This is a genomic window from Kordiimonas lipolytica, assembly GCF_042651265.1.
Lineage (GTDB): Bacteria > Pseudomonadota > Alphaproteobacteria > Sphingomonadales > Kordiimonadaceae > Kordiimonas > Kordiimonas lipolytica.
In genome coordinates this window covers 281,802-305,985 of the sequence record NZ_JBHSCR010000003.1, presented here as the reverse complement: position 1 = coordinate 305,985, position 24,184 = coordinate 281,802, and the positions used below count along the sequence as shown (strand labels likewise).

Sequence of the window (24,184 nt, the reverse complement as noted above, 5' to 3'; positions counted from 1 at the left end):
CAACTAACCCAGATCAGCGGTCAGTCTGTATAGGGGCTGGCCGCTATCACGGTACTTGCGCTCGAAGGCCGTCAGCGGATCGGCAGCCTCGAACTCTGCCACATCGGCCTTGTGCCCGACCACATCAAGCGCCGCAGCAAACTCGTCCAGATACAGCTTCCAGTTCGAGCGCATCTCAAACACGCCGCCCAGCTTCACCATATGGGGGAACACCGGTGAGGCGTGCCAACGCCGTTTCAGGTGAACCGATTTCGGATAAGGGTTGGGGTACAGCACATAATGACGCGCCAGGCGCCAGCCCGCCGCCACAGCAAGGCGGTAGAAATCATTCAGGTCCGCCCGCATCAGCACCAGATTATCCCGGAACAACGTGGGGCGCTCGCGCATGATCCGGCTTTCCGACTTGTCGATACCGATGACCCAGTGGTCTTCATGCTGTTCAGCGATCGTCCGGCTGCTATCCCCCACGCCGCAGCAGGCATCCAGGATAAGGGGGCGCTTCGGCGCGTCATCCAGCCGCCTGCACACTGCATCAAACGCCCGCTTGGTGTGGTCTGCCACCGGTTTCCTGAATTCTGATTCGAGGTGTTTTTTTACAACCGATTCCAGATTTTCATGGATGCCCGACTGGTTGCTGATAATTTTTTTTGAGGCCGAAATCATGCCATTTCCAACGCCTGTGCCACTCAAAACCGGCGCACATTAGCAAAATGCGCCCCAGAGTTCCAACTGCCAATTACCCGATAAGCCACATTAAATACACGAGATTTCATGCCATCGAAAAATTTATCGATATTTTAGGTTTATTCAAAACAGAACCAGTCAAAGGTCAATAAAGTCATCCATTTTTTATTATATTTTTCGCAAAAATCGGACGAAATATTGCGACGACGATATGTTTCGTAGATTTTTGGCGTCGAATTATTTTGCGATTCTTTCAGGCAAAGCTCGCTCGAGCACAAAGAAATCGCAAACCGGCACGGGAAAAACCGGCCGGATTTCCATCAGGCAAAAGAGAATACACGCCGGTTTGACCGGCAAGGGACGAACCTGTTGTTTGATAGGATGAAGTAATCGTGTTCAAAAAATTGCTAATTCTGAGTTTGGCGCTTTTCCTCCCGGCCTGCATGGGCACCGGCGAAGGCATGGGCCCTGTTGCATCCCTGAGCACCCTTGCGCCCAAATCCGCCATGCCTGCCGGCACAAAAACAGCCGCGCCACAGGCCTTTTCAGAGTTTTGTGCGCGCAACCCTGGTGAATGCAAATTGCCTAGCACAGATGCGGTGCTTGGCGAAGTTGCCTCAGCCCACGCGGAAACCAAAGCGCTGGTCATTCCTGAAGATGAAAACGGCACAGATGTTTGGAAAAGCCTGAGCGATGTCGGCCCGGGCGACTGCGAAGATTTCGCCCTGACCATGCGCCGCATCCTGCGCGGCCGCTACCCCGCATATAGTGGCTCGTTCCTTATCGCCACGGCCTATACGGAAGAAAGCCAGTATCACGCGGTCCTGACGGTTGAGACCTCAGACGGCACGCTTGTCTGTGATATCCGCTTCCCTGAATGTGCGCCATGGGAGCAGTTCCCCTATCAGTGGCGCATGCGCGAAGTAGCGGGCGCGGATCATTGGCAGGAACTCGGCCCCGTCCGCTACCTGCCACAAACGGCAACGGCGTCTTCCGGCCGCTAACATCAATTACCCAAAAAAATTACCCTCAGGCAAACGGGTGGCGTTCGGCATAACGCCACCCGTTCTTCATTCATCACCCTTCGGGCGGCCCTGATACCTCTTCTCTGGCACATCAATGCGGACGCGAAATCCGGGCGTGTTCTGCATCGGCCGTCATTTTGGCAAAGGCCATCCGGTCAATATGCAGCAGGCTTCGGTGATCCCCCGCTTCCAGATAAAGGTCATCCTGGTCATCAAGGCAACTGTCGATAATCATGGGCATGCCGTAGGCACTACCACAGGCCGGTACGGCGCCAGCGTCACAGTCATCGAAGATACTGCAGGCTTCCTCTTCGGTGGCCAGCCCGAGCCGCGCATGCGCCCGGTGGCTCAGCTCCTGCAGGTCCACATGATGCGATGCAGGCACAACGGCCATCATAAATCCGTGGTCCGACTTCAGGAGCACGCCTTTCGCCATGGCGTTTCCGGAAATATGGGCAGCCTGGGCGATCTTGGTCGCAACAACTTCCCTGTCATGGGGCATGATTTCATAATCAATGCCGTTTTGCTCCATATAGCGTTGGAGCCGCGGGGCAATAGTCATGATGGTCCTCCAAAATGTGGGTCTGAAAAGTCCCCATATGGGCATGGAGGTATGGGGGAGCGGTGCATTATAGCACAAGCACGCTTGCTTGGCTGTCGGATTCAACCGGCTTTGCCAACCCTAATCTCTTTATAGTTTTGCATATAAACTTTTTGCGATACTATCTCGCCTAAGGGGAGAAAATCATGGCAATTCATGATTGGCTATACTGGGGTCTCCAGGTCTGGCTGGCGCTTATGGTTGCGACGGTTGTCGTCAAGATGCTGCAGGGTGACATCGCCTTGACAGAAGCCATGGCTCACGAACACCAGGGCACATTGGCCCCTGAACGCGCCCAACTGTTTCTCATGTCTATCGGGGCCGTCGCCTATTACGCCTTCCAGGGGTTTTCGCTGCTGGGCACAGGGGCAACCAGCCTGCCTGACGTGGACGACACAGTGGTCACACTTTTTGCCGGCAGTAATGGCATCTATCTTTTCGGAAAACATACTTTTGCCAACAGGCGTTTACCATAGAAGGGGAGAATTTTCATGGACAGCGCACTCAAGGGGCCGGAACTTATCAGCCTTGTCACATTTGGGGTCTTAAGCCTCATCCTGCTGGGGTTTGCCGGCACCGTTCTTTATAAAATATGGGTCGGCAAGATCGACATCACGCAGCTTCTGGTGGGCAAAACCAAAGCCAGCCTGTCGCGCTTCCAGTTCCTGATTTTCACTTTTGTCATCGCCGGTCTTTTCCTGGCGCTGAGCATCGAAGCCGGTACCTTTGTGGAAATTCCAGGCAACGTGCTGGTGCTTCTGGGCATCTCTGGCGCGGGCTATGCCATGGGCAAATCCATGTCAAAGCCGCCAGCCCCCTCGAACCCGCCGGCCACCGACGGAGACGGCAAGTGAGGATCGCGCGGTTCTTAAAGGGCGGCGCACCCCTTCTGGCGGCAGCCTTGATCGGTGGGGCCTCTTGGGCACAGGATAGCGAAGTCCCTGCTGCCAGCGCCGCTGCCACGCCTGAAAGAACGGCAGCCGCGCCTGCCGCCGCCCCGGATGCCGAGGCCGCGGTCTCAAGCGTCGACTGTGACAAATCGCCCTTCATGGCCTGGAAGCCTGAAGACATGGGAGACCTGACGGGCATGATAACCCTGTGCCGCGTGGCCTATGCCGCGCGCTTCAACCCGCAAACCCGCAACCCGGACTGGGTGGTGGAAGTTTTGAACCCGCAGAACCTGAAGGGCACAGCAGATCGGGACGACGCCAAGTTCCAGGCAGACCCGGACCTTACGCGCATGAATGTGGAGACCCGCGCCACCCTGCCCGACTATAAAGGCAGCGGTTTTGACCGCGGCCACCAGGCCCCGGCGGGCGACATGAAGCGCAGCGACGAAGTGATGATGGAAAGCTTCTATCTCACCAACATGGCGCCACAGGTGGGCATCGGTTTCAACCGGGGCGCCTGGCGCAAGCTTGAAAGCGTTGTGCGCGGATGGGCGGAAAGCCGACCGGGCACCAGCCTGATCGTGATCACGGGGCCCATCTATAAGACCGACGCGGAAAAGCGCTTCATGGATAGCTCCTCGGGTGAAACCAAGGTCCGCATTCCGGATGCCTTCTACAAGATCGTATTCGACACCACGCGGCGGCGGTCCATTGCCTTTGTGCTGGATAACAAGAAGCTGGATTATAACGCCTACAGGGACTCGCTGGTGACGATCCGTAGCATCGAGGACCAGACGGGCTATAATTTCTTCCCGCACTGGTCAGAGCGTGAATCCACCATTCAGGAAACAAATGTCGCCAACCTATGGCGCTAGCTGGCGGTGGGATTTCATTAAAAAGAAAGGGCGCTCCATCCGGGCGCCCTTTTTACTTTCAGCGTCAGTCTTCTGCTTGGTAGCGGTCTATCCCGCCAATAACGGTGCGCAGAACCTTGGTGTCCTTGATGGTCACTGGGTCCACATCAAACAGGTTGGCATCCAGCACCACAAAATCCGCCAGATAACCGGGCTTGATCAGCCCCAACCTGTCTTCCTGATAGCTGGCGTAAGCGTTATTCACCGTATAGGCCCGAAGGGCATCCAAGACACTGATCTTCTCGTCTGGTATCCAGCCGTCCGGGTTGGCGCCGTCTGTTGTGCGGCGGGTCACGGCGGCATAAATGCCCATGATGGGATCAAGCGGCGCCACCGGCCAGTCTGACCCGAAGCTCACGCGCCCGCCCGCGCGCATCACAGACCCGATGGCATAGGTGCCCTTTAGCCGGTCCTTGCCCAAACGCTTTTCCGCCCAGCGGCCATCGTCGATCAGGTGGAAGGGATGCATCGAGGCCGTCACATCCAGTTCAGCAAAGCGCTTGATGGCGCTTTCCGTCAGATGCTGCGCGTGTTCGATACTGAAGCGGAGATCCTTTCGGTCCACCCGCTCGGCGACATTTTCAAAGATATCCAGAAGCATGTCGTTGGCCTTGAAGCCGATACCGTGCACCGCCACATGCAGGCCCACCTGCGTGCCGCCAAGCACGCTTTCCTGCAATTCATCCATCGGCAAAAGCGGAAAACCAGATGTCTCAGGCGCGTCGGCATAGGGTTGATACATCCAGGCCGTGGTGGACCCAAGCGCCCCATCGACAAATCCTTTCAGGCCGCCCCAGCGCAGCATGTCGTCGCCGCGGCCGTTTTCATCCACATAAGCTGCCATGCGCTGCCACTGGTCAAGCGGGGTGTAAGCATAAATCCTGAGCGCCAGCTCATCCTTCGATTTCAAACGGCGGTACGCTTCCAATGACCGGTAATTATAGGCCATGTCACGCACCTGCGTGACGCCCATTTTAGCGGCATAGGCCATGCCCATACGGTAAACTTCATCCATCCGGTCATCGGATGGCGCAGGCACCGCCTTATCCATCATGAACATGGCAGCATCCTTCAACACACCTGTGGGGCGACCATCTGCGTCACGCACGATCACGCCGCCTTCCGGATCTGGCGTTGTCTCGTCAATGCCCGCCAACTCCAGCGCTTTTGAGTTCGCAAGCACCATATGGCCGTCCAGCCGATTAACGGAAACAGGCACATCGCCTGTTAACTCGTCAATCCAGGTGCGGTCCGGCAGTTCCCCGCCCCACAGTTCATGATCCCAGTTGCCGCCCAGTACCCAGGCCCCTTCGGGTGCCTTGGCCGCGGCCTCCGCGATGCGCCGGGTGAACTCCTCTGGCGTTGCAGCGTCGCGAAGCTGTACCTGCGTCAGCGTGAAAGAGCCTTCAAAGAAATGAACATGGTTGTCGATCAGGCCGGGCACGACAAACGCGCCCTCAAGGTCGATCACGTCTGTATCCGCGCCAATATGGGCCGCCATGTCAGCTGACGATCCCACAGCCAAAACCTTGCCGTCCTTGACCGCAAAAGCTTCGGCGTCCACGCCCTTTGCCGCGCCACCGGTCCATATCTGGCCGTGGGTGAACACGCGGTCAGCGGTCTCGGCGTTCTGGCCCTCTTGTCCGCAGGCGCCCAGAAGCAAAAGGCAAAATGCCGCGAATACAGTTTTGAATGTCATAATGAAACCCTCCCCTGGCCGGTTACCCGTCACATCAGCAAGCGTGCCGGAAAACGGCCGAAATTGACCCCGAAACTCAAAACAGCAACCGGATTTTAGCGTGCGCAAATACGCCTAGATCACATACAGGTAAATCGCCACAAAATGGCAGGCCGCGCCTGCCACCACAAAGACGTGCCAGACCGCGTGGGTATAGGGCACTTTCTTGAGCGCATAGAATATGGCCCCCAGCGTGTAGGCCAAACCACCCGCGATGATCCAGTTGATGGCTACGCCCGGCAGGCGTTCTGCCAGTTCGCCCATCATCAGGACAGCCGCCCACCCCATGGCCAGATACAGACCGAGTGAAAGCGGGCTGAACTTCTTGGCTGACTTGCGGACATAGGCCCGTGCCTTCAGCACTGTGCCCAGAAGCGCGGCGCCCCAGGCGCCTGCGGCCACCCACGCCCCCAATGAGACAGGCAGCGTGACAAGTGCGAAAGGCGTGTAAGTGCCGGCGATCTTGAAATAGATGGCCGAATGATCAAGCATCTTGAAAAAGTCGCGCGCCTTGGTCTTGAACAGGCTGTGATAGAGCGTCGAAGCCGTGAACATGAAAACCATACAGCCCGCGTAAAGCGCGGCCGCTGTAATTTCCAGCGCGCCACCAACCTCCGCTGCCTTGATCACCAGGAACACAAGGCCGACAATCGCAGCCACTGCCGCCACACCGTGGCTGATCGCGTGCGCGATTTCTTCACCCAGTGAATAATCCCTGCTCATGGTAGCAGTGCTCATGGTTCAGCTCCTTGCTTGCGTATGATCAGACTGTAATGGCTTTTGTCGCCCGAGTACAGTGGGCAGCCTAAGGTGGCCAACAGCTTACCAATATTTGGCGATGACCTTTTCGCGCAGCCCGTCAAGCACCGGCATAGCCGAGCGGAGCTTGGCAAGCGTCGCAGCATCAGTGCCTTTGGCGCATCCCATATAGACCACCGACCTGCGCCACATCAGCTTGAGTTCCGGCACCGGCAGGCCTTCGAGCTCCGCGCTTTTGCCGACATGCACAATGCCCGTCAGCCACAGATCGGCGCGGCCACGTTCCAGGAGCCGCACCCCTACCCTGTCGGTTTCCACGGTCAGCACCCGGGCGTCGGGTCGGGCGGCAGCAAATGCGTTTGCGACCGCGTCGCCGGATTTCACCACAACGATCTGGTCCTCGATGTCTGTCAGGCTATGGAGCTTGATAGTCTTGTCATAGCTATAAAAGGCCCAGCCACTTTCGAATAGCGGCCCGATCCACTCAAACAGCTCTTCCCGGTCATGGGTCCGGTTGATGCCGTAGATGCAGCTGTTCGGGTTTTCAAGTGCCCGGCGGTAGCCACGGTGCCAGGGCAGCAGGGTGGTGGTGAACGGCACCTCTGCCTCAGCCATCAGGGCAACTACCAGTTCATGAGCAGCACCCTTGAGCACCCCGGTCGAGCCTTCGGTATAATTGAAGGGCGGATTGTCCTCCGTGATCAGCTGCAGCGTCTGCGCATCAGCGGGCTGGCCGACAATCGCCAGCAAAATCAAAACAATGGTCGTCCGAACAGACATATAGTCCCCCATACCTTCCTGCTCCCATACCATGGGACCGGGTAGTTCAAAATTGGTCAAGCCCGGTCAGTTCCCCGGCTCCATAATGAGGTGACGGCCACAGTCCGCCACGCTGGCACAGCCCGAAAGCGCCATGGACCGCTGAATTTCACTGGTCATCAGGCCAAGCATCCTGTCCACGCCGGCTTCACCCGCTGTCGCCAGCGCATAAAGATACGGCCTACCAAAGGAAACAGCATTCGCTCCAAGCGCCAGGGCCTTCACCACATGGCTGCCGCGCCGGACACCGCCGTCAACGATCAGTTCCATCTTGTCACCGACCGCATCACGCATGGGCGCCACACAGTCAATCGGAGCCGCGGCACCATCAAGCTGCCGCCCGCCGTGGTTCGATATCATCACAGCAGTTGCCCCCGCGTCATGGGCGCGCACAGCATCCGCCGGCGACAGGATGCCCTTGATGGCAAAAGGACCGCCCCAGGCCTCGATCACCTTTGCTGCATCACCCCAGGTCACGCTATGGTCGAACTGGCTGTTCACATAGCCGATCACCCCCATGGCCCCACCCGCCAGCGCGTCCTGACGGTGCGCCACATTGGCCAGGCGAAAATCACTGTTACGCAGTAAATTGAATGTCCATTTTGGATGCGTAATAAAGCTGCCAAGGCTGGATAGCGTCAACCTCGGCGGCATGGTAAACCCGGTGCGCATATCACGCTCGCGGTTGCCACCTGCCACCATGTCCACAGTCAAGCACAGGGCGTCATAGCCTGACGCCTTGGCGCGTTCGACAAACTCCATGGTCAGGCCGCGGTCCTTGTGGACATAAATCTGATACATCTTGGGCCCGGTGCTGGTCGCCGCTACATCTTCCATGCTGGTGGTTCCAAGGGTGGAAAGGCTGTACATCAGCCCATGCTTCGCCGCAGCCCGTGCCACAGCCGGTTCGCGCTCATGGTGGAACAGCCGGTTCATACCGGTGGGCGACAGGATCAATGGGGATTTCAGTTCAGCGCCCAGCACCCGGGTGCTGGTGTCCACCACGCTCAGGTCCTTCAGATACTCAGGCAACAGGCGGTAGCGCGCGAAGGCGTCCGTGCTTTCCGCCAACGTCCATTCGTCATCCGCCCCGCCGTCCAGATAATGGAACATGGGCGCGGGCAGCGCACGCTTGGCTGCCTTGCGAAAGTCCTTTGTGTTCAGAAGTTTATCCAGCCGCACCAAGTGCTTGCCCCCTCATCCATCCTCGCAGGCATTCTACGCAGGGAAAGCGATAACCGGCAAGCCTGAAGAGGGTATAAAAAATCGGGCTGGCCGGGGGTTCCATCGGGCAGCCCGAGGCTGTGAAGGAGCGAGAGCTACTCTGTTATCCTTCACACTGGGATTGAAAGACTCCGCTGACGTGCTTCGGGCTCAACTCGCGTGCTTCGCAGTAATCGGCAAGCGCGCCGCTCATGTCACCCAGCGCCTTGCGCGCATGCCCGCGGTTAACAAAGGCTTTCCAGTAGCGACCGTCTTCGGTAATGGCATCCGTGCAGGCAGTGGCTGCTTCTTCATAGGCCCCCTGGAAATAAAGGGATGCGCACAGGCTGTTCTGGACAATCGCGCGGTGTTCACTTGAAAGACCACGGCGCGCTGCTTTCTTCAGATATCGGACCGCGCGCTCATAATCGCCATCACGCATGGCATCCTGGCCCTTTTCAATATTGCGGTCGGCATTCACATAGATGACTTGGTCTTGGGCATTCGACGGCACGCTCAGGAGGAACAGCGCCGCCAGGAAAATCACCACACCAAAGGCCAATAGTCTCGACATATACTCATGGCTTATAGACATTATATTTACTCCTTATCCTCGTCTGAGTAATAATATCTGTGGCCTTCAGCGTTTTTATAGGATAGTTTTTTCTCTTAAAATTATGAGATATATTCATGAATAGCAGATTGGTAAAACTGGTTCAGGCAAGCCCTTTCCTGGCGGCCCTGCACCAGGAACAGAATTTCACAAAGGCCGCAGAAGCCCTGGGCGTGCACCAGACAGCCGTGAGCCACCGGGTGCGCGCCATCGAAGACATGCTGGGCATGCAGCTGTTTGAGCGCACAACCCGGTCCCTGAAGTTCACTCATGCCGGTGAAATCCTGTGCCGGGCAGCTTTTTCCAGTGTTCATGACCTTGAAGACGCGCTTGACCGCATCCTGCAGGCGCGCCATTCAAGCGCGATCCGCGTGTCCGTTCCACCCTCGCTTGCGATGAAATGGATGGTGCCGCGATTGATGCAGGCACGCGCCGCCGGGCTGACCCTTTCGGTGCAGGCGCAAACGCGGCTGGTGGATTTCACGCGTGGCGAGGCAGATGTGGCCATCCGCTACGGCATCGGCCCCTACCCTGGCCTCAGGTGCGTGAAACTGGGCACATCCATGATGCAGGCAGTGGCCAGCCCATCCTATATCAAGGAAAAAGGCATCAACCCTTCCCGCCCCTGGACGGTGGATCATGACATCCTGATGGATCATGTGACTGAGGTGGATCCCATCCCGTTCGGCTGGCGCGAATTCGATGAAGCCGAGCCCGACTTCTCACAGAAGATAGACCCGGTCAGCCGTTTCGACCGCACTGACCTTGCGCTGCAGGCCGCCATGAGCGGACTTGGTGTCGCGCTTGGCCGGTCGCTGCTCTATGAGCATGATGTTGAAAACGGCTTCCTTGTGCCGCTCGGACGCCCCTATCCGGTACAGCCGTCAGACTGGCTTGTGTGCTCCTACGAGTTCGCGGAAACCGACAAATACAAGGAATTCGCTGCCTGGCTCAAGGGCGAAGTGGACAAGACACAGGCCATCATGGACGGCCTCTTCCCGGCAGATCAGGGCGCGCCATAATGGTAGCGGGCCATCAGGTGCAGGTCATTGAGGCCCGCATTGATCTGCCTGAGCCGCTCCATAAGCTGAGGGTCCGTCCCCTTGCTGCACGCCAGCGCGATCACGCTGGGGCGCCAGATAAAGGCGACTTCCGGCATCGGAAGACCCGCTGTTTTGGCAGAATGGGGTGCTGCAAACACGCCCGACAACCAAAGGTCTGCCCGGCCATGATATAGAAGCGCAAGTGCTGTATCATCGCGCTGGGCGGTCACGACCTCGGCATTGGTGGCGCTTTTAAGTTTGGCCAGCGCGGCGGTCCCGGCCATGGCGGCCACAACATGACCTTCGAGCTTATCGATCGCTGTTACATCCAGCGCACTGCCGGGCCGCTTATAGAGCGCCCAGCCGCCGACAAAAAGCGGCGACACCCATTCGAACCTATCTTCCCGCTCTTCAGACCGTACGGTAGCAAAAACGCAGTGGTTGGCAGTATCCCTGGCTTGCCGGAACGCCCGCGCCCACGGCAGGCTGCGAATGGTGAAATCGACATCGGCTGCATCCAGAATAGCCGTAACAAGTTCGGTGGCTGCCCCGGTGATTTCGCCTGTCTCGGCGTCCGTGTAATTCAGTGGCGGGTTTTCTTCGGTCAAAAGCGTCAAGGTCTGCGCGGCTGACGCCTGCGTCAGAAAAAGCAATATGATCACACCCACAATCAAGCGCATTGCAGTATTCCCCTTATCCCTAAGAAGAGCCTAGCAAACAAGTGGTTAACAGCTTGCAAACGCCCATAAAAAAGGGAGGCCGAAGCCTCCCCAAATTCCGGTATCCGGCGCTTTTTACCGAATGCTGCTTTCAGGTCGGTCGGCCCAATAGAACGGCTTGGGCGTAAAGTCGCCCGTCGCCTCTTCCGCCAGCGTATCAGCCCGGTAAAGCCGGCCGTTGAGCATCACATGGGTCAGCTTGTCGCTGTCCTTGATGTCCGCAAGCGGGTCACCGTCGATGATGATGAGGTCCGCAAGCTTGCCCGCCTTCAGGCTGCCGATGTCGGCGTCCATGCCCATATAGCGGGCCGGGTTGATTGTGGCAGTCTGAAGCGCCTGGTGGGGCGTCATGCCGCCGCGCACAAAGGACCACAGCTCCCAGTGAGTGCCCAGGCCTTCACGCTGGCCGTGTGCGCCCGTGTGCACACTGACACCGCGCTCCATCAGGTCTTTGGCGAAGGCAGCGTTCATCGCATCGCCATAGTCTTCCTCTGGCGCGATTTCCCGCCGCACAGACCGCGGCTGAAGGACGGTTGGCGGTACGAAGTGGCTGAGGCGCGGGTGCTTCCACACATCCATATGCTTGTACCAGTAATCTTCGCCGCCGATACCACCAAAGGCCACCACCAGCGTCGGCGTGAAGCCCACGTCCGTCTGCGGCCAGAACTGCAGCACATCATCGTAGATATGCTGGTTGGGCAGCGTGTGCTCAACGCCCGTATTGCCGTCCACGATCAGGTTCATGTCCTGATGGAACAGAGAGCCGCCTTCGGCCACCACATTGAGGCCCAACTGGCGACCGGCTTCCACTACCTGCTGGCGCTGATCGCGCCGCGGCTGGTTATAGTTCTTGATGCTGATTGCACCTTGCGCCTTCAGGCGGCGGGCGTGCGCAAGCGCATCGTTGATTTCATCGACAGGTGCCCAGTAGCTGGACTTGGCACCATAAACGATTTCAGCGGTCGAGAAAGTGCGCGGCGCCAGGATCTTGCCCGCCTGCTGATATTCAGCCGCCGAGAAAACAAGCGTCGCGCGGCTGGATGGGTCATGCGTCGTGGTTACACCGAACGCCAGATGGCCCATCTGCGACCAGTTCTGCTGCGGCACAATCTCGCCGCTGCCGTAGGGGCCGTGGGCGTGGATATCGATAAAGCCTGGCAATACAGTTTTGCCCGCAGCATCAATCACCGTCGCACCTTCGGGCACCTGAACATCCACGCCCAGCGCCTGGATGCGGTTGCCGTCGATGACGATGGTGCCGCTTTCAATCACCTCATCGCCTTCCATGGTGACAATGCGGGCGTTCATAATGGCAGTGATGCCCTCAGGCTTCGCGGTCGCGACTTCCTGCGACAGGTCAAGCCCGCCTTCAGGCGCCTTGAAATCCGCCCCGAAAGCATCAGCCACATCCACCTGCTTCATCACCGGGCCGATGGACCAAAAGGCCGTATCGTCATCCGCCCAGCCAATATAGGTGCCGCCGTCGCGCGTGAGCTTAGCTACCGGTACGCTACCGCCAGAGGTAGAGAGCGTAACCGCCTGCCCGGTCGCGGGCACAGGCGCCATGTAAACATGATAATTTTCACGCCAGATGATATGGCTGCCGGTTTTGTTCAGGCGCAGGTCAGACGCATATTGCGCACTGGCAATCGTGCGGGCGTCATAGCCGTTCGCAGACAGGCTGACGAGCGCATTGCCGCGCTGCACCAGGATGCGGCCATCCGGGCCGAACGCCGGGTCGCTGCCTTCCTTGGTGACCAGCTCAGGCGTGCCACCTTTTACGCCCAAACGGTAGATGCCCTGGGCTTCATCATGGGTGTCATCCAGCAAATAGCCACCACCGCGCTTCTGAAACAGAAGCGTGTCGCCAGCGTCATCAATCGCCAGATCGGCATAATGTCCTGGCGCGCCAAGCACCGCCTTCGGCTTGCCGCCCCGGGCGCTGACGCGCTGGATGCTGCCCAGCTTTTCGTCGTCCCAGGTAATGAAATAGATGGTCTTGCCGTCAGGCGACCAGATGGGCGACAGCTCAAAGCCATAGTCACCACTGCGTGTCAGCTTCTTGGGCTCAGCGTCCCCTGATTTCACATAAAGGCTGCCCAGGCTTTCAAACACGACAGACTTGCCGTCCGGTGACGGGGTGGCGAACCGCACCATCTTGGTGCGGAACACGTCGGGCGCCACATCCACCTTGAAGCGCGGCGGGGCGTAAACCGTGCGCGTATCCTGAACATGGAAAGGGATCTCCGCCTTTTCACCGCTCGCGGCATCAATGCGCCAGATTTTCCCGCGCGACCAATAAACGATTTCCTTGCCGTCCGGCGTCCAGTCCATGTTCGGATACAGGCCATGCACAGCCCAGCCTTCCTGCATGTCATAGTCCAGATCGTCATCCAGCATGGTCAGCTCACCCGTTGCCATATCCTTGACAAACAGGCGGGACTTGGCGCGCACGCGCTTGACAAACGCCAGCTTCGATCCGTCTGGCGAGGGTGCAGGGCGCACGGCCCCACCCGGGCCGCCAACAGCGGTTTCCACGCTGCCGTCCTCAAGCGATACTTTCTTGATCTGGAACACTTCCGTGTTGCTGTCCTGCGCGTAAAGGAAGGTATTACCGGGCGTCACATTCATTGTGTAGTAGATGGATTTGCCGTCCGGGCTGAACATGGGCTCGCCCAGTTCTTTCTGGAAGGCGTCGTTCGGGCGCTTCACCACCTGCAGCCCACCAGACGCCTTGCCCGACGCGTGATAGAGCCAGATTTCACCTGTCCCGAGCGAGCGCCGCGTGGTGAAATGCTTGCGCGCCGCGATGAATTCGCCGTCCGGGCTCCAGGCCGGGTTGTTCATCAGGCGGAAGCTTTCCTTGGTGATCTGCCGCGCGTCAGTGCCATCAGCCTTCATCACCCAGATATTGTCGCCGCCCGCACGGTCGCTGGTGAAGGCGATTTCGCTGCCGTCAGGCGAAAAGCGCGGCTGCATGTCCCACGCCACACCGCTGGCGATCGGGGTAGCCTTGCCGCCCGCGATCGGCATCACATAAATATCGCCGAGCAGGTCGAACGCGATCATCCGACCGTCCGGGCTGACATCCAGGCTCATCCATGTGCCTTCAGCCGTATCAACCAGAACTTCTCTGGCCTCGCCGGACACCGGCGGGTTGTTGACATCCCATTTTTCCTTGGCTTCCATGGCAGTGGCGCTGGTGCTGATCGCAAGCGCGGCACCAAAGGCGGCGGCCCATCCAAGCTCCCTGAATTGCATATTGTATCCCCTCATGATGTTTCGAAACACCGTAGGGTCAACCTTGAGGCCGCGCAAGCCCACAAATGCGTGATACGGCAGGCGATAAACCAAAGATATATTCGAAGAAATAAGCGGAGATATGGAGGAGGCTGAAAACTAGTCTGGCTGCAGTGCCGGGTGCCGTTCGCGGGTGTAATAATAGTGGCGCGCCTTCAGTTGCTGCCGCAAGGCATCAAGGGACACATTGGCCGTATTCAGCCGGGCGATAGCCTCGTCGCTGGTTGCCTTATTGCAGGCCAGCGACAGCTCAATCGGGCGCCATAGGAAAGCCAGTTCCGGCACCACACCGGCCTTGTCGCCACCGATAAAGGCGGTGAACACGCCGGATACCCACAAATCCGCGCGGCCTTCGTTCAGTAGCACCAGTGCCCGGTGGTCTGTCGGGACTTCAAGCAGCTTTATGCCCGGAATTTCCTTGATGCCCGAGATATTGATGGTGCCTGTTGTGGCGGTAACCACCTTGCCCGCCATGTCTTCGAGGCTGTCGACCACGATCCCTGCCCCGGCGGGGCGGTAGAAGGCCCAGCCACTGGTGTAAAGCGGGCCAACCCATTTGAACTGCCCTTCGCGTTCGGGCGTGCGAACCGTGGTGAAAATGCAGGTATTGGCGTCCCTGAGGGCATAGCGGTACGCACGGTTCCACGGCAGCAGCGACAGCTCATACTCAAAGCCCGCCTTGGTCATGATGGCTTCGACAAGTTCAGTGGTAATGCCCACCACCCGGCCAGTTTCCGGGTCGCGAAAGTTCATTGGGGGTTGTTCTTCGGTCACGAGCTTGAAGGTCTGCGCCGACGCGGGTGCAGACAACATCAAGAGCAGCAAACCTATCCAAACCAAACGCATCCAAACTCCAGACCGACCCCATGCGCCTCTTCATCATATGCAGCAAATTGTTAACAGGCTACAAATGATCGCAGGCCAGCGGACGCTGGACCTCTTCCAGCCGCCTGGCACTGAGATACATGATCGCCTTATGAAATGGCATAATGGTATAAAGGTAAAGCCAGCCATACCAGGCATGGGGGTGCACCCATGTGGCCACATACCAGGCCACCGGCGTGCGAAACACGCTCACCCGGAAATCCAGATGGCGATCATCCTCGCCCAAGATGATCTCATTTTCATAGCGCTCGCGTACTGTGAAGACGATTCTTTCGCTCGGCGCTGACATCTCCAGCGGGGCGTCCTCGCCAGCCTCCCCTTTCCGGCTGTGCTTCCCGGCCTTTAGCCCCAGGGGCCCGACTATGCGGTTGCGAATATCCATCAACCACCGGACCCAGCCCGGCATGTGATTGAGCGCGGTCCGCACAGCCTCTTCCATGCCCAGCTCAATGGGCACTGCAGTTGCGCGGTAACAATCCAGAAAGTCGCCCGCCTGAACATGGGCCCAAAGGGCACTTGATTTCGGCAAATCTACAGCTGACACGCTCATGGCATTCTCCCAGTTTCGGAAGTCCATTGTGTCTGGTTACGGGCTTGCCCCCAACTGGCAATTTGTCGCAGCGTCAGAGGCTGTCACTCGTCCAATGCGAACGTGAGCCCCGCATGCTTTTCAAGCCTGCCGATCAGCTTGTCGCCCATGGCTGTGGCCGGGGTCCAGAAATTGCCAGCCAGATCTTCTTTCGCGACATCCTGCGCCATGCAGATACCCGCCTGCGCCAGCATCTTGGCGGTTGAGCCATACCCTGGGTCACGGTCACCTTTCACCTTGGCGCGAAGCACATCGCCCGCGTCGGCCTTGCCATGGAAACGCAGATCATAAAAGCCGGTGCGCTGCGCCTCCGGACTTGGGCCTTCGCCGGGTTTCGGCACCACGAACCGCTCCAGCAGATACCGGGTGGGCGCAAGTGAGGCCAGCACCATGAAAACCCCCATGCCCAACGCGGCCATGGTGGCCTGCATCCGGCTTTTCATGAACATGGCTTCGTCATACCGGAACTGGGGCCCGTATGCCTTGTTCTTTAGTGCGTTGGTCCGGTGCACGACCCGCGTGTTGATCGCCGCCATAATGAAGGGCGCGAGCCAGCGACCGAAATCCTTGTCGAATTTTGCACCGGTGATATTGCGCTGTTTCGCACGGAAGCCATGTTCGCGCGGGCAGATGCTGTAGGGGTCTGCCAGCTCTTTCTTCAGTTCAGGCTCTTTGGCAACTTCTTTCAGCACATTCATCAGGCTGGCAACCGTGCCGCCGGACATACCGCCCTTTATCGCCTTAACACCCATCTTGACCCGCGTTACCGGCGCGCCGAACTTGGCCAGCGCCTCGCGCTCCAGAAAGTGCACGCCCAGGTCGCTTGGTATGCTGTCGAACCCGCAGCAGTGAACGATACGCGCGCCCGACTGCCGGGCCATATCCTCGTAGCGGCGAACCATGCGCCTGATCCACTGAGTTTCGCCTGTCAGGTCGACATAATCGGTGCCGGTCTCAGCACACACTTTCACCAGCGGCTCGCCATAGAGCGCATATGGACCAACGGTTGAAATCATCACTTTCGCGCGCGCCACCATGGTGTTCAGTGCCACCTCATCCGCCGCGTCGGCCACGATCAGCTCCAGCCCGTCAGCACCCTTGCCAAGGCTTTCCCTGAGCGCTTCCAGCTTGGTCGGCGACCGACCGGCCACAGCCCAGCGCACGCTGCCATCCAGGCCGTAATGTTTCATCATATAGTCGCACAAAATCTTGCCCACGAAGCTCGTTGCCCCGAAGACGACAATGTCGAATGGTTCTTCTGTCATATTGGCTCCCGGCCCCAAAATAAGCATGCCCCCATGCGTGGCGCTACTGTAGCGCAAGAAGGGGGTAGCTCAAAATGGATTAGATACAGGTTCGGTGACCCACTGCCCTCAAGGACGGTCGGCAATCTGTACGGCCTGCGCCTCCGGGTCTTCCTCGAAACCCAGATCGTCTTCTTCCTCAGCCCGTGGGTCCAGCTCATAGGCCATAGCCGTGGTGCTGGTGACAGGCACGAAGCTTTCTGTATCTTCCGCGTCCACGCCAGCGCGCTGGGTCATGCGGTAAGCCGTGAAGGTGGCAAGCACGACGCCGGCAATCGCCAGACAAAGGAACAAACCGCCCGGCCCCACAAGGCGCATGGCAACCGTACCCAGAAGTGGCCCTGTTACCGCACCGATGCCGTATAGCATCAGCAGCGAAGCCCCCGCTGGCACGAAATCCTCAGCCTCAAGGTGGTCGTTGGTATGGGCAAGCACCAGGCCATACAGCGGCAGCACGAGCCCGCCCATCACCGCGCCCATCACATAAAGCCATGGATCGTCCGGTAATACATCTGTCGCCACAAGGATGCCCACAGCGGAAATGGCGATGGCCACAAAGCCGATCACGATCCGGCGGTCCATCCGGTCGGACAGGCGCCCGAATGGCCACTGTGTCACCACGCCGCCCAGCACCAGAAGCGTCATGAAGATGGCGATATCATCAGACACAAGCCCCTTGGCCTGCGCGAACACGGCACCAAGCCCCCAATATCCCCCGGTGATCACCCCCGCAGCCAAGGTGCCCACCACCCCAACGGGCGAGACGTTGTAAAGCCTTTTGAAGCTCATGCGGTCGGGTTCTGAAATTTCGGGGCTCGGTGTCGATGTCAGCGCGATCGGCACCAGCGCGAGCGACAGAATCACAGACACGAAAACAAACAGGTCATAGCCAGATGGCGGCGCCATCATCAGGAAGGCCTGGCCCGCCGCCGTCATCGCAAGCATCACGACAAAATAAATCGACACCACAGTGCCGCGGTTTAGGTTGCTGGCCCGGGCGTTGAGCCAGCTTTCCGCCACAAGGCAGAGGGCCGCAAAACAAAAGCCCGTCAGCGCCCGGAAGATGATCCAGCTGATGGGATCAACAAACACCGCATGGCAGATAGCCGCTGCCGACACCATGGACGCGAAGGCCGAAAAGGTGCGGATATGCCCCACCCGCGCCACCACCTTGGGCGCATAGAGGCTGCCCGCGACAAAGCCAGCATAATAGGCCGACATGATCACACCGATCAGCAGAGTCGGGAAATTTTCCATGCCCGCGCGAACACCCAGAAGCGAGGCTTGCAACCCCATTCCCAGATTGAGGGCGCCAGCCCCCAGAAGCAGGGCGGCAATGCCCAATAGTGTCGCGCGTAAGGTCACACATCCTCCTAAACTGAAACAGTCGATTCCTTTTTTCGGCATAAAGGCCTATCAGGCAAAACCGGATAAGGCAACGCCTGCCGATCCTAGCTTGAAACATCGCCCATTCACCATAGCTCACAAGTCTAAAGCATGATTTAATCATGACCATGTCAAGCGGGAGGGGAAGGCTGTGACAGACGTAAGGAAAACCCATTACCGGTCCTGCCATTTGTGCGAGGCCATCTGCGGTATCGCGATTGAGACGGAAGGCGACAGGATCGTCTCCATCAAGGGAGACAAACAAGACCCATTCAGCCGCGGTCACATCTGCCCCAAGGCCACGGCGCTGCAGGATCTGCACACAGACCCGGACCGCCTGACCAAGCCCATCAAGCGCGTGGGCGACGACTGGCATGAGATCAGCTGGGATGAGGCGTTCGAGCTGGTCGCGGACAAGATCACGGCGATCCAGGAAGCGCACGGCGAAAACAGCATCGGCTTTTTCGCGGGCAACCCCAGCGTTCACAATTATGGCACGCTGACCCACGGCGGGGAGCTCAGGCGCACGGTAGGCACGGAAAATCATTTTTCCGCCACGTCGCTTGACCAGTTGCCGCACATGCTGGTTGGCCACCTGATGTATGGCCACCAGTATCTGGTGCCGGTGGCGGATATCGACCACACCAATTTCCTGCTGATCATCGGCGGCAACCCGTTGGCGTCAAACGGCAGCATGATGACCGTGCCGGATGTGAAGAACCGGCTGAAGGACATCCAGAACCGCGGCGGCAAATTTGTGGTGATCGACCCGCGGCGCACCGAAACCGCCATGATCGCGGACGAGCATCATTTCATCCGCCCCGGCAGCGATGCGTTCCTTTTGCTGGCCATGATCCGGACTGTGTTCGAAGACGGCCTTGTGGACCTTGGCCCAATGGCTGACCATGTTGCGGGGCTTGAGGAAGTGCGCGAGGCCGTTAGGCCGTTTACGCCCGAGCTGGCGGCCGGGCAAACAGGCATCGATGCCGATGTGATCCGGGGCCTGGCGCGCACCATGGCTGAAACCGACGGCGCCGCAGCATACGGGCGCATGGGGGTTTCCACCCAGGCCTTCGGCACCCTCTGCCAGTGGGCAATCCAGGTCCTGAATATCATCACCGGCAATATGGATGTGCCCGGCGGCATCATGGTGCCGACGCCTGCGTTCGGCAATGTCACGCCCGGCGCGCGCGGTGCCGGCTATTTCGCCACCAAGCACAGCCGTGTCAGCGGCCTGCCGATCTTCTCGGGTGAATATCCTGCTGTGGCCATGGCAGAGGAGATCATGACCCCGGGCGAAGGCCAGATCAAAGGCCTGGTTACCATTGCGGCCAACCCCGCGCTTTCCGCGCCCAACGCGCAGGACCTGAACGAGGCGTTCGAGGGGCTGGATTTCATGGTGTCGATCGACATCTACCTGAATGAAACTACGCGGCACGCCGATGTGATCCTGCCGCCGACTTCGGCGCTGGAGCATGACCATTATGACATCAGCTTCAACCGGCTGGCGGTTCGGAACATCACCCGCTACAACGCGCCGGTGTTCGACCCACCTGAAGGCACAAAGCATGACTGGGAGATCATGATCGGTCTCGCCAGCGCCATCGCCAGACGCAAAGGGCAGGACTATAAGCCCCTGCCCGCACCCCATATCCTGCTGGATCAGGGGCTACAATATGGCCCCTACGGCAAGGCTGTAGGCGCAGAAATGGGCCTGACGCTTGAGAAACTGATGGAACATCCGCACGGGCTGGACCTTGGCCCGCTTCAGCCCAGCATGCCAGAGCGTCTCTCCGGCCCCGCAAAGCTTGATCTTGAGCTGATGCTTGATGACCTGAAGCGCCTGATGGACAGCCGCCACAGGGTGGCCGAAGGCGAACTGCTCTTGATCGGGCGGCGGCATGTCCGCTCCAACAACAGCTGGATGCACAACAGCACCCGGCTGACCAAGGGCCCGGCGCGCTGGCAACTGATGATGCACCCGGATGACATGGCGGCCCGCGGCATTGAAAATGAGGCGCGCGTGCGCATTGCCTCCCGCGTGGGCGCGGTGGAGACAGTGGTAATTGCCAGCGAAGACATGATGCCCGGCGTTGTCAGCCTGCCCCACGGCTGGGGCCACAGGGAAAAAGGCGTGAAGCTTTCGGTGGCCAGTGAACAGGCGGGCGTCAACTGCAACATCCTGACGGACGATAAGTTTTTTGACACCGTCAGCGGCAACGCGGCACTCAACGGTGTACCTGTATCGGTTGAACCAGCCAAGCCGCAAGCGGTCTAAAGAGCCATATAATGGTTCAGCACCACCGACTTGACCAGCTTTCCGCCATGTGCTTACGTAGAGCGCCATATGAAGGAGAGGTAACTTGGATAAATTTCAGGTGCTTTATCAGTTGGTGCAGCAGCTCCCCGAGCAAGATGGCGAGATAAATGCTCAACTCAAAGAAGCAATCGCCAGAAACCCGAGCAGAAACCTGATGACTACGATGAATTTTCCCCCGAAAGTTGGGGGAACTTTTCTGCGGACCGCACTTACGATATTGCTTAGAAAAAATTATACCGCCACCTTCAAGAGAGGGTCTTACGCATCCACCAACCAGGCCCGTGACCTCTATTTCCCCAGCTTGCTGCATTTCCACTTTGCCTCTGCACAGAAGCCCTTTGCCGTGATAACCCACAATCACATGATCGCCACACGGCCGGTCACTGCCTTGTGTGAACTTTTCAACATACGGCTGGTGATCAATACGCGGAACATATTTGATACGCTGGTCAGCCTCTATAACCACCAGCAAAAGCTTGAGGCTGAAGGCAAATATATTGACGACGCACTTTTCCTGCAAAGCGATCAGGACTATTCCGCCATGACGGAAGAGGAAAGGCGCTGGAACCTGATCAATGTTGGGACTGTCTGGTATTCTCGCTTTTACGCCAGCTGGATAAAGTACGACAATGACAGCAAAAACACTGAAAAACAGCCCATTCTCTGGTCGCGGTACGCGGAATTGGTTGAAGAGCCTCGCGAGCTCTTGCGGAAGATCGTCACGCATGTTGATCCCAAACACGAATATTCAGATGAAGAGATACAGGCCGCTCTTGATGAGAGCATGAAGCACAAGGCATCCCTCCGGTTCAACAAGGGCATAACCGGACGGGGAGATGCCTTCTTCTCTGACGACGAGAAGGAACAAATCCGCACCATCATGGCGCGGCGTGATGAGCATCGCAAAGTGCTGGAAAAACTGGAAATTCTCTGACCCCCCACGACACGTGCTGTTTTCGCCCCTTCCCCGAGAAAGATGGGCACCACGGATAAACCGTGTACCGGTGCGCGTGATCGCTGCATAGGCCGAAAAAGCCCTTCACACATTGCGGCCTGCCCCGTCGTCAGTGCGATAAAGGTATCGTGCTGGCGCGCAAACTCGCGCCGATACAACCTAATGTTTGTAATTAAAAGTAACTGGCGCTTTCCTGCCTGAATTTTTCGCGCAATGATTGCACCTTGGCAATCATTAGCAGGAGGACTTAATGGCCGCTCTGGACTTCACTTTCACCAACAACAGCAGCCTGCCGGAAGGCGACGTGTATATCGGTTTTATCCCAGGTGCCGGCGCACCGCTCGATATCACCAACACAAAGACAGGGGACGCGATCGCGTCCGTCTATTCCGTGACCGACGGCAACTGGTACACGCTTGAGGAGCTTTCAGACGGCATCAGCATCAGCCATTTCAGCGGCCGCATCTATGTGTGCTATGGCACGCCCTGGACGCCGCAATATGAAGGCTATGAACCCGGCCAGGCGGTCACAGACCCCAATTTCTACCTGCGCTACGACAAGATGGAAATCACCTTCAACGGCAGTCCATATGACGCCGCCAACCTGACCAGCATCGACTATTGGGCCATCCCCATGTCGCTCACCAGCTACAATTCAGGCGGCACAGTGGTTCAACAGGACAGCGGCCTCAAGGGAAGCACGACGTCTGAGCAGGTTTACACCGAGCTTAAAGCTCTGACGACACCGCCAGTCTCAGGGCTGCCGGGCCCCGGCGGGACTGACGGTGCGCCGCTTCCCGCTGTGGTGCCCGGCGATTTCAAGCAGTATGGCAAAGGCCCCAAACCAGGCACCAATTTTGCCCGCGTGATCGGCCCTTCGTCTTACCCTTCGGTCTATCCCACAATCGGTATTCCGGTGATGCCCTATAACCTGATGGAAGACTATCTTGGTTTCCTGAAGGAGACATACGGCCCCGGAACATCGGTGGGTGGCGTGGTGCCCAACCTTGGGGACGGCGTGATCGCCATCATCAAGGGCGAGTTCGCGGGCGTTGGCCCGAATGTGCCGCCATCAGGCCCGCAATCGAAACAAAACTACCAATATCTGGCCACGATCGACGCAGGCCTCAATATCCTGCTGACGCAGGCCGACCTGGTCGTTCAAGGCCCCGTAGAGAAATTTGTGCCCGTGAAAGACGGCACCACCATGCTGTTCAAGAAGGATGATCTTCTGAACCCAAGCGGTATCTATGGCGGCAATGCGCCCTATTATTTTGACGGCGCCAGCACGTCCACCGCGCCAGGCAACGATGTGTATGGCTGGATCAGCGGGGACCTGTTCTCCGGCATCAATATCGGTGCCGTTGGCAGCCAGACCAAAACCGATGGCGGCGTTGTCGGCTCCTTCTTCAGCCAGAAGTGGTTCACGCTGGACAGCAGCCTGTTCTTCGAAGGCATGCAGAAAGACAAGCCTTACTTCAACCAGTGGGCGGCCACGTTGGCGCCGCTGTCGGAGGCCTATAACTTCGCCTATTCCGACCGCTTCGCCCATGTGCTGGTGAACCTCAACCCGGCGAATGTGGCAAAGCTTGAACTGACGCTGGAGCCAACAAAGCTGACATACAGCTGACACTCCTGAAGCATGTGGGGCGATGGCGGCGCCCCATGTGCTCCGCCCCGGGGACGGCCTATTGCGGCCACCACCCCCGGGGCATTATTTTAGCGCCCGCAAAGCCCACTGCTGCCGAAAACCATTGCGCGCCCGCGCGGCTTTCGCTTTACTGGTCTAATGATCAGGGTGGAAAACAAGCGTGCCTTGGCGGCTGGAACGGCAGTGATCCTGGTGGGGTTGCACCTGTCCATCATCATGGGGAATTATTTCCTGCCCTGGACCGGCCAGCAAGACCTTATCGGCACGCGCTGGTTCTGGGATTTCTCCTTTTACCTGCAGGCCTTCTGCATCTGCCTGATGATCCCTTTTCATACCGGCCGTATCAGCCTGCTTGAAGGCTGGCGCAAGGCGCGCGCCGTCTGGCGCTTCTTTGTGGCGCTTGTGGGCGTATCGGCCCCGCTGTTCGTAATCATAACCGCCGCCTTGAACAACTGGCTCACCGTCACCCCACCCCTGGAGGCCATGATCCTTTTTGGCAACACGCTTTTCATCGTGTGGGTGTTTATCGATTATGCATTGCCGCTTGTGCTGCGCTGGCTGGCGGGGAAGAAAGCGCCAAGCGCCAGCCGCTACAGCCGCCGCGCGGAATATCTGATTCTGACGCCGCTTGTGATACTGGTGGTGATAACCTTGGGGAACCTGGTTTTCGGTGGGAACCTGTATCTGGCTGTATGGCCTTTTCTTCTGTATCTGCACAGAAGCCTTGGCTATTTCCTCGTGGCCATCACACCAGACCGGGAAACGGCAGCCGGATGATATTCATCA

The 24,184-nt window shown here is 58.4% G+C and carries 22 protein-coding genes; 9 read left to right on the top strand and 13 right to left on the bottom strand.

Features of this window, described 5'->3' with window-relative positions:
- Window positions 1–3: 3 nt before the first annotated feature.
- Entirely contained in the window at window positions 4–663 is a 660-nt protein-coding gene (gene trmB, locus ACFO5Q_RS05625) for a tRNA (guanine(46)-N(7))-methyltransferase TrmB (protein ID WP_068152692.1), read from the bottom strand.
- 413 nt (window positions 664–1,076) lie between these two features.
- Here trmB and ACFO5Q_RS05620 point away from each other — a divergent pair, with 413 nt between their 5' ends.
- Window positions 1,077–1,688 carry a transglutaminase-like cysteine peptidase gene (locus ACFO5Q_RS05620; protein ID WP_068152689.1) on the top strand — a complete coding sequence of 204 codons (612 nt, stop codon included), beginning with the start codon at window positions 1,077–1,079 and terminating at the stop codon, window positions 1,686–1,688.
- Between the two features lie 112 nt (window positions 1,689–1,800).
- Here the strand turns inward: ACFO5Q_RS05620 and ACFO5Q_RS05615 are convergent, their stop codons facing one another.
- A complete protein-coding gene (locus tag ACFO5Q_RS05615; RefSeq protein ID WP_068152686.1) occupies window positions 1,801–2,271 on the bottom strand; it encodes an aminoacyl-tRNA deacylase in 471 nt (156 codons plus the stop codon).
- 185 nt (window positions 2,272–2,456) lie between these two features.
- Here ACFO5Q_RS05615 and ACFO5Q_RS05610 point away from each other — a divergent pair, with 185 nt between their 5' ends.
- Genes ACFO5Q_RS05610 through ACFO5Q_RS05600 form a run of 3 tightly spaced genes read left to right on the top strand, consistent with a single transcriptional unit; the run spans window position 2,457 to window position 4,075 of the window.
- Window positions 2,457–2,786: a hypothetical protein gene (locus tag ACFO5Q_RS05610; RefSeq protein WP_068152683.1), complete on the top strand. Its 330-nt coding sequence runs from the start codon at window positions 2,457–2,459 to the stop codon at window positions 2,784–2,786.
- Between the two features lie 15 nt (window positions 2,787–2,801).
- Window positions 2,802–3,164: a hypothetical protein gene (locus ACFO5Q_RS05605; RefSeq protein WP_068152681.1), complete on the top strand. Its 363-nt coding sequence runs from the start codon at window positions 2,802–2,804 to the stop codon at window positions 3,162–3,164.
- Entirely contained in the window at window positions 3,161–4,075 is a 915-nt protein-coding gene (locus tag ACFO5Q_RS05600) for a DNA/RNA non-specific endonuclease (protein ID WP_068152678.1), read from the top strand. Before ACFO5Q_RS05605 ends, ACFO5Q_RS05600 begins: the two co-directional genes overlap by 4 nt.
- 64 nt (window positions 4,076–4,139) lie before the next feature.
- On the opposite strand, the gene ACFO5Q_RS05595 is transcribed toward ACFO5Q_RS05600, so the two are convergent.
- The 5 genes from ACFO5Q_RS05595 to ACFO5Q_RS05575 form a co-directional block, all read right to left on the bottom strand.
- Window positions 4,140–5,813 carry an amidohydrolase gene (locus tag ACFO5Q_RS05595; RefSeq protein ID WP_068152675.1) on the bottom strand — a complete coding sequence of 558 codons (1,674 nt, stop codon included), beginning with the start codon at window positions 5,811–5,813 and terminating at the stop codon, window positions 4,140–4,142.
- A gap of 114 nt (window positions 5,814–5,927) precedes the next feature.
- On the bottom strand, window positions 5,928–6,590 hold the full coding sequence (trhA, locus tag ACFO5Q_RS05590; protein ID WP_068152672.1) for a PAQR family membrane homeostasis protein TrhA: 663 nt from the start codon (window positions 6,588–6,590) through the stop codon (window positions 5,928–5,930).
- Between the two features lie 84 nt (window positions 6,591–6,674).
- On the bottom strand, window positions 6,675–7,391 hold the full coding sequence (locus ACFO5Q_RS05585; RefSeq protein ID WP_197421324.1) for a substrate-binding periplasmic protein: 717 nt from the start codon (window positions 7,389–7,391) through the stop codon (window positions 6,675–6,677).
- Window positions 7,392–7,457: 66 nt separating this feature from the next.
- Complete coding sequence (locus ACFO5Q_RS05580; protein WP_068153468.1) at window positions 7,458–8,612, bottom strand: alpha-hydroxy acid oxidase; 1,155 nt, start codon at window positions 8,610–8,612, stop codon at window positions 7,458–7,460.
- A gap of 145 nt (window positions 8,613–8,757) precedes the next feature.
- Window positions 8,758–9,228, bottom strand: a complete 471-nt coding sequence (locus tag ACFO5Q_RS05575) for a hypothetical protein (protein ID WP_068152667.1) — start codon at window positions 9,226–9,228, stop codon at window positions 8,758–8,760.
- Between the two features lie 95 nt (window positions 9,229–9,323).
- Here ACFO5Q_RS05575 and ACFO5Q_RS05570 point away from each other — a divergent pair, with 95 nt between their 5' ends.
- The gene (locus tag ACFO5Q_RS05570; protein ID WP_068152664.1) at window positions 9,324–10,268 is read left to right on the top strand and encodes a LysR substrate-binding domain-containing protein; all 945 of its coding nucleotides are present in this window, start codon (window positions 9,324–9,326) and stop codon (window positions 10,266–10,268) included.
- On the opposite strand, the gene ACFO5Q_RS05565 is transcribed toward ACFO5Q_RS05570, so the two are convergent.
- The 6 genes from ACFO5Q_RS05565 to ACFO5Q_RS05540 form a co-directional block, all read right to left on the bottom strand.
- Window positions 10,253–10,969: a substrate-binding periplasmic protein gene (locus tag ACFO5Q_RS05565; RefSeq protein WP_068152661.1), complete on the bottom strand. Its 717-nt coding sequence runs from the start codon at window positions 10,967–10,969 to the stop codon at window positions 10,253–10,255. The genes ACFO5Q_RS05570 and ACFO5Q_RS05565 overlap by 16 nt on opposite strands.
- 114 nt (window positions 10,970–11,083) lie before the next feature.
- Window positions 11,084–14,269 (bottom strand): amidohydrolase family protein, encoded by a 3,186-nt coding sequence (locus tag ACFO5Q_RS05560; protein ID WP_068152657.1) that lies wholly within the window; start codon window positions 14,267–14,269, stop codon window positions 11,084–11,086.
- Window positions 14,270–14,407: 138 nt separating this feature from the next.
- Window positions 14,408–15,154, bottom strand: coding sequence for a substrate-binding periplasmic protein (locus ACFO5Q_RS05555; RefSeq protein WP_068152654.1), 747 nt, complete (start codon window positions 15,152–15,154; stop codon window positions 14,408–14,410).
- Between the two features lie 58 nt (window positions 15,155–15,212).
- Window positions 15,213–15,743, bottom strand: a complete 531-nt coding sequence (locus ACFO5Q_RS05550) for a DUF2867 domain-containing protein (protein ID WP_068152651.1) — start codon at window positions 15,741–15,743, stop codon at window positions 15,213–15,215.
- 83 nt (window positions 15,744–15,826) lie between these two features.
- Complete coding sequence (locus ACFO5Q_RS05545; RefSeq protein WP_068153467.1) at window positions 15,827–17,047, bottom strand: saccharopine dehydrogenase family protein; 1,221 nt, start codon at window positions 17,045–17,047, stop codon at window positions 15,827–15,829.
- Window positions 17,048–17,155: 108 nt separating this feature from the next.
- Window positions 17,156–18,451 carry an MFS transporter gene (locus ACFO5Q_RS05540; protein ID WP_197421323.1) on the bottom strand — a complete coding sequence of 432 codons (1,296 nt, stop codon included), beginning with the start codon at window positions 18,449–18,451 and terminating at the stop codon, window positions 17,156–17,158.
- Window positions 18,452–18,623: 172 nt separating this feature from the next.
- Here ACFO5Q_RS05540 and ACFO5Q_RS05535 point away from each other — a divergent pair, with 172 nt between their 5' ends.
- From ACFO5Q_RS05535 to ACFO5Q_RS05520, 4 genes are all read left to right on the top strand, one after another.
- Window positions 18,624–20,750: a molybdopterin-dependent oxidoreductase gene (locus ACFO5Q_RS05535; protein ID WP_068152645.1), complete on the top strand. Its 2,127-nt coding sequence runs from the start codon at window positions 18,624–18,626 to the stop codon at window positions 20,748–20,750.
- Window positions 20,751–20,835: 85 nt separating this feature from the next.
- Entirely contained in the window at window positions 20,836–21,726 is an 891-nt protein-coding gene (locus ACFO5Q_RS05530) for a sulfotransferase domain-containing protein (protein WP_068152642.1), read from the top strand.
- A gap of 271 nt (window positions 21,727–21,997) precedes the next feature.
- Window positions 21,998–23,377, top strand: coding sequence for a beta-1,3-glucanase family protein (locus ACFO5Q_RS05525; RefSeq protein WP_068152639.1), 1,380 nt, complete (start codon window positions 21,998–22,000; stop codon window positions 23,375–23,377).
- A 186-nt stretch (window positions 23,378–23,563) separates the two neighbouring features.
- Window positions 23,564–24,175, top strand: coding sequence for a hypothetical protein (locus tag ACFO5Q_RS05520; RefSeq protein WP_156432070.1), 612 nt, complete (start codon window positions 23,564–23,566; stop codon window positions 24,173–24,175).
- Window positions 24,176–24,184: the final 9 nt, after the last annotated feature.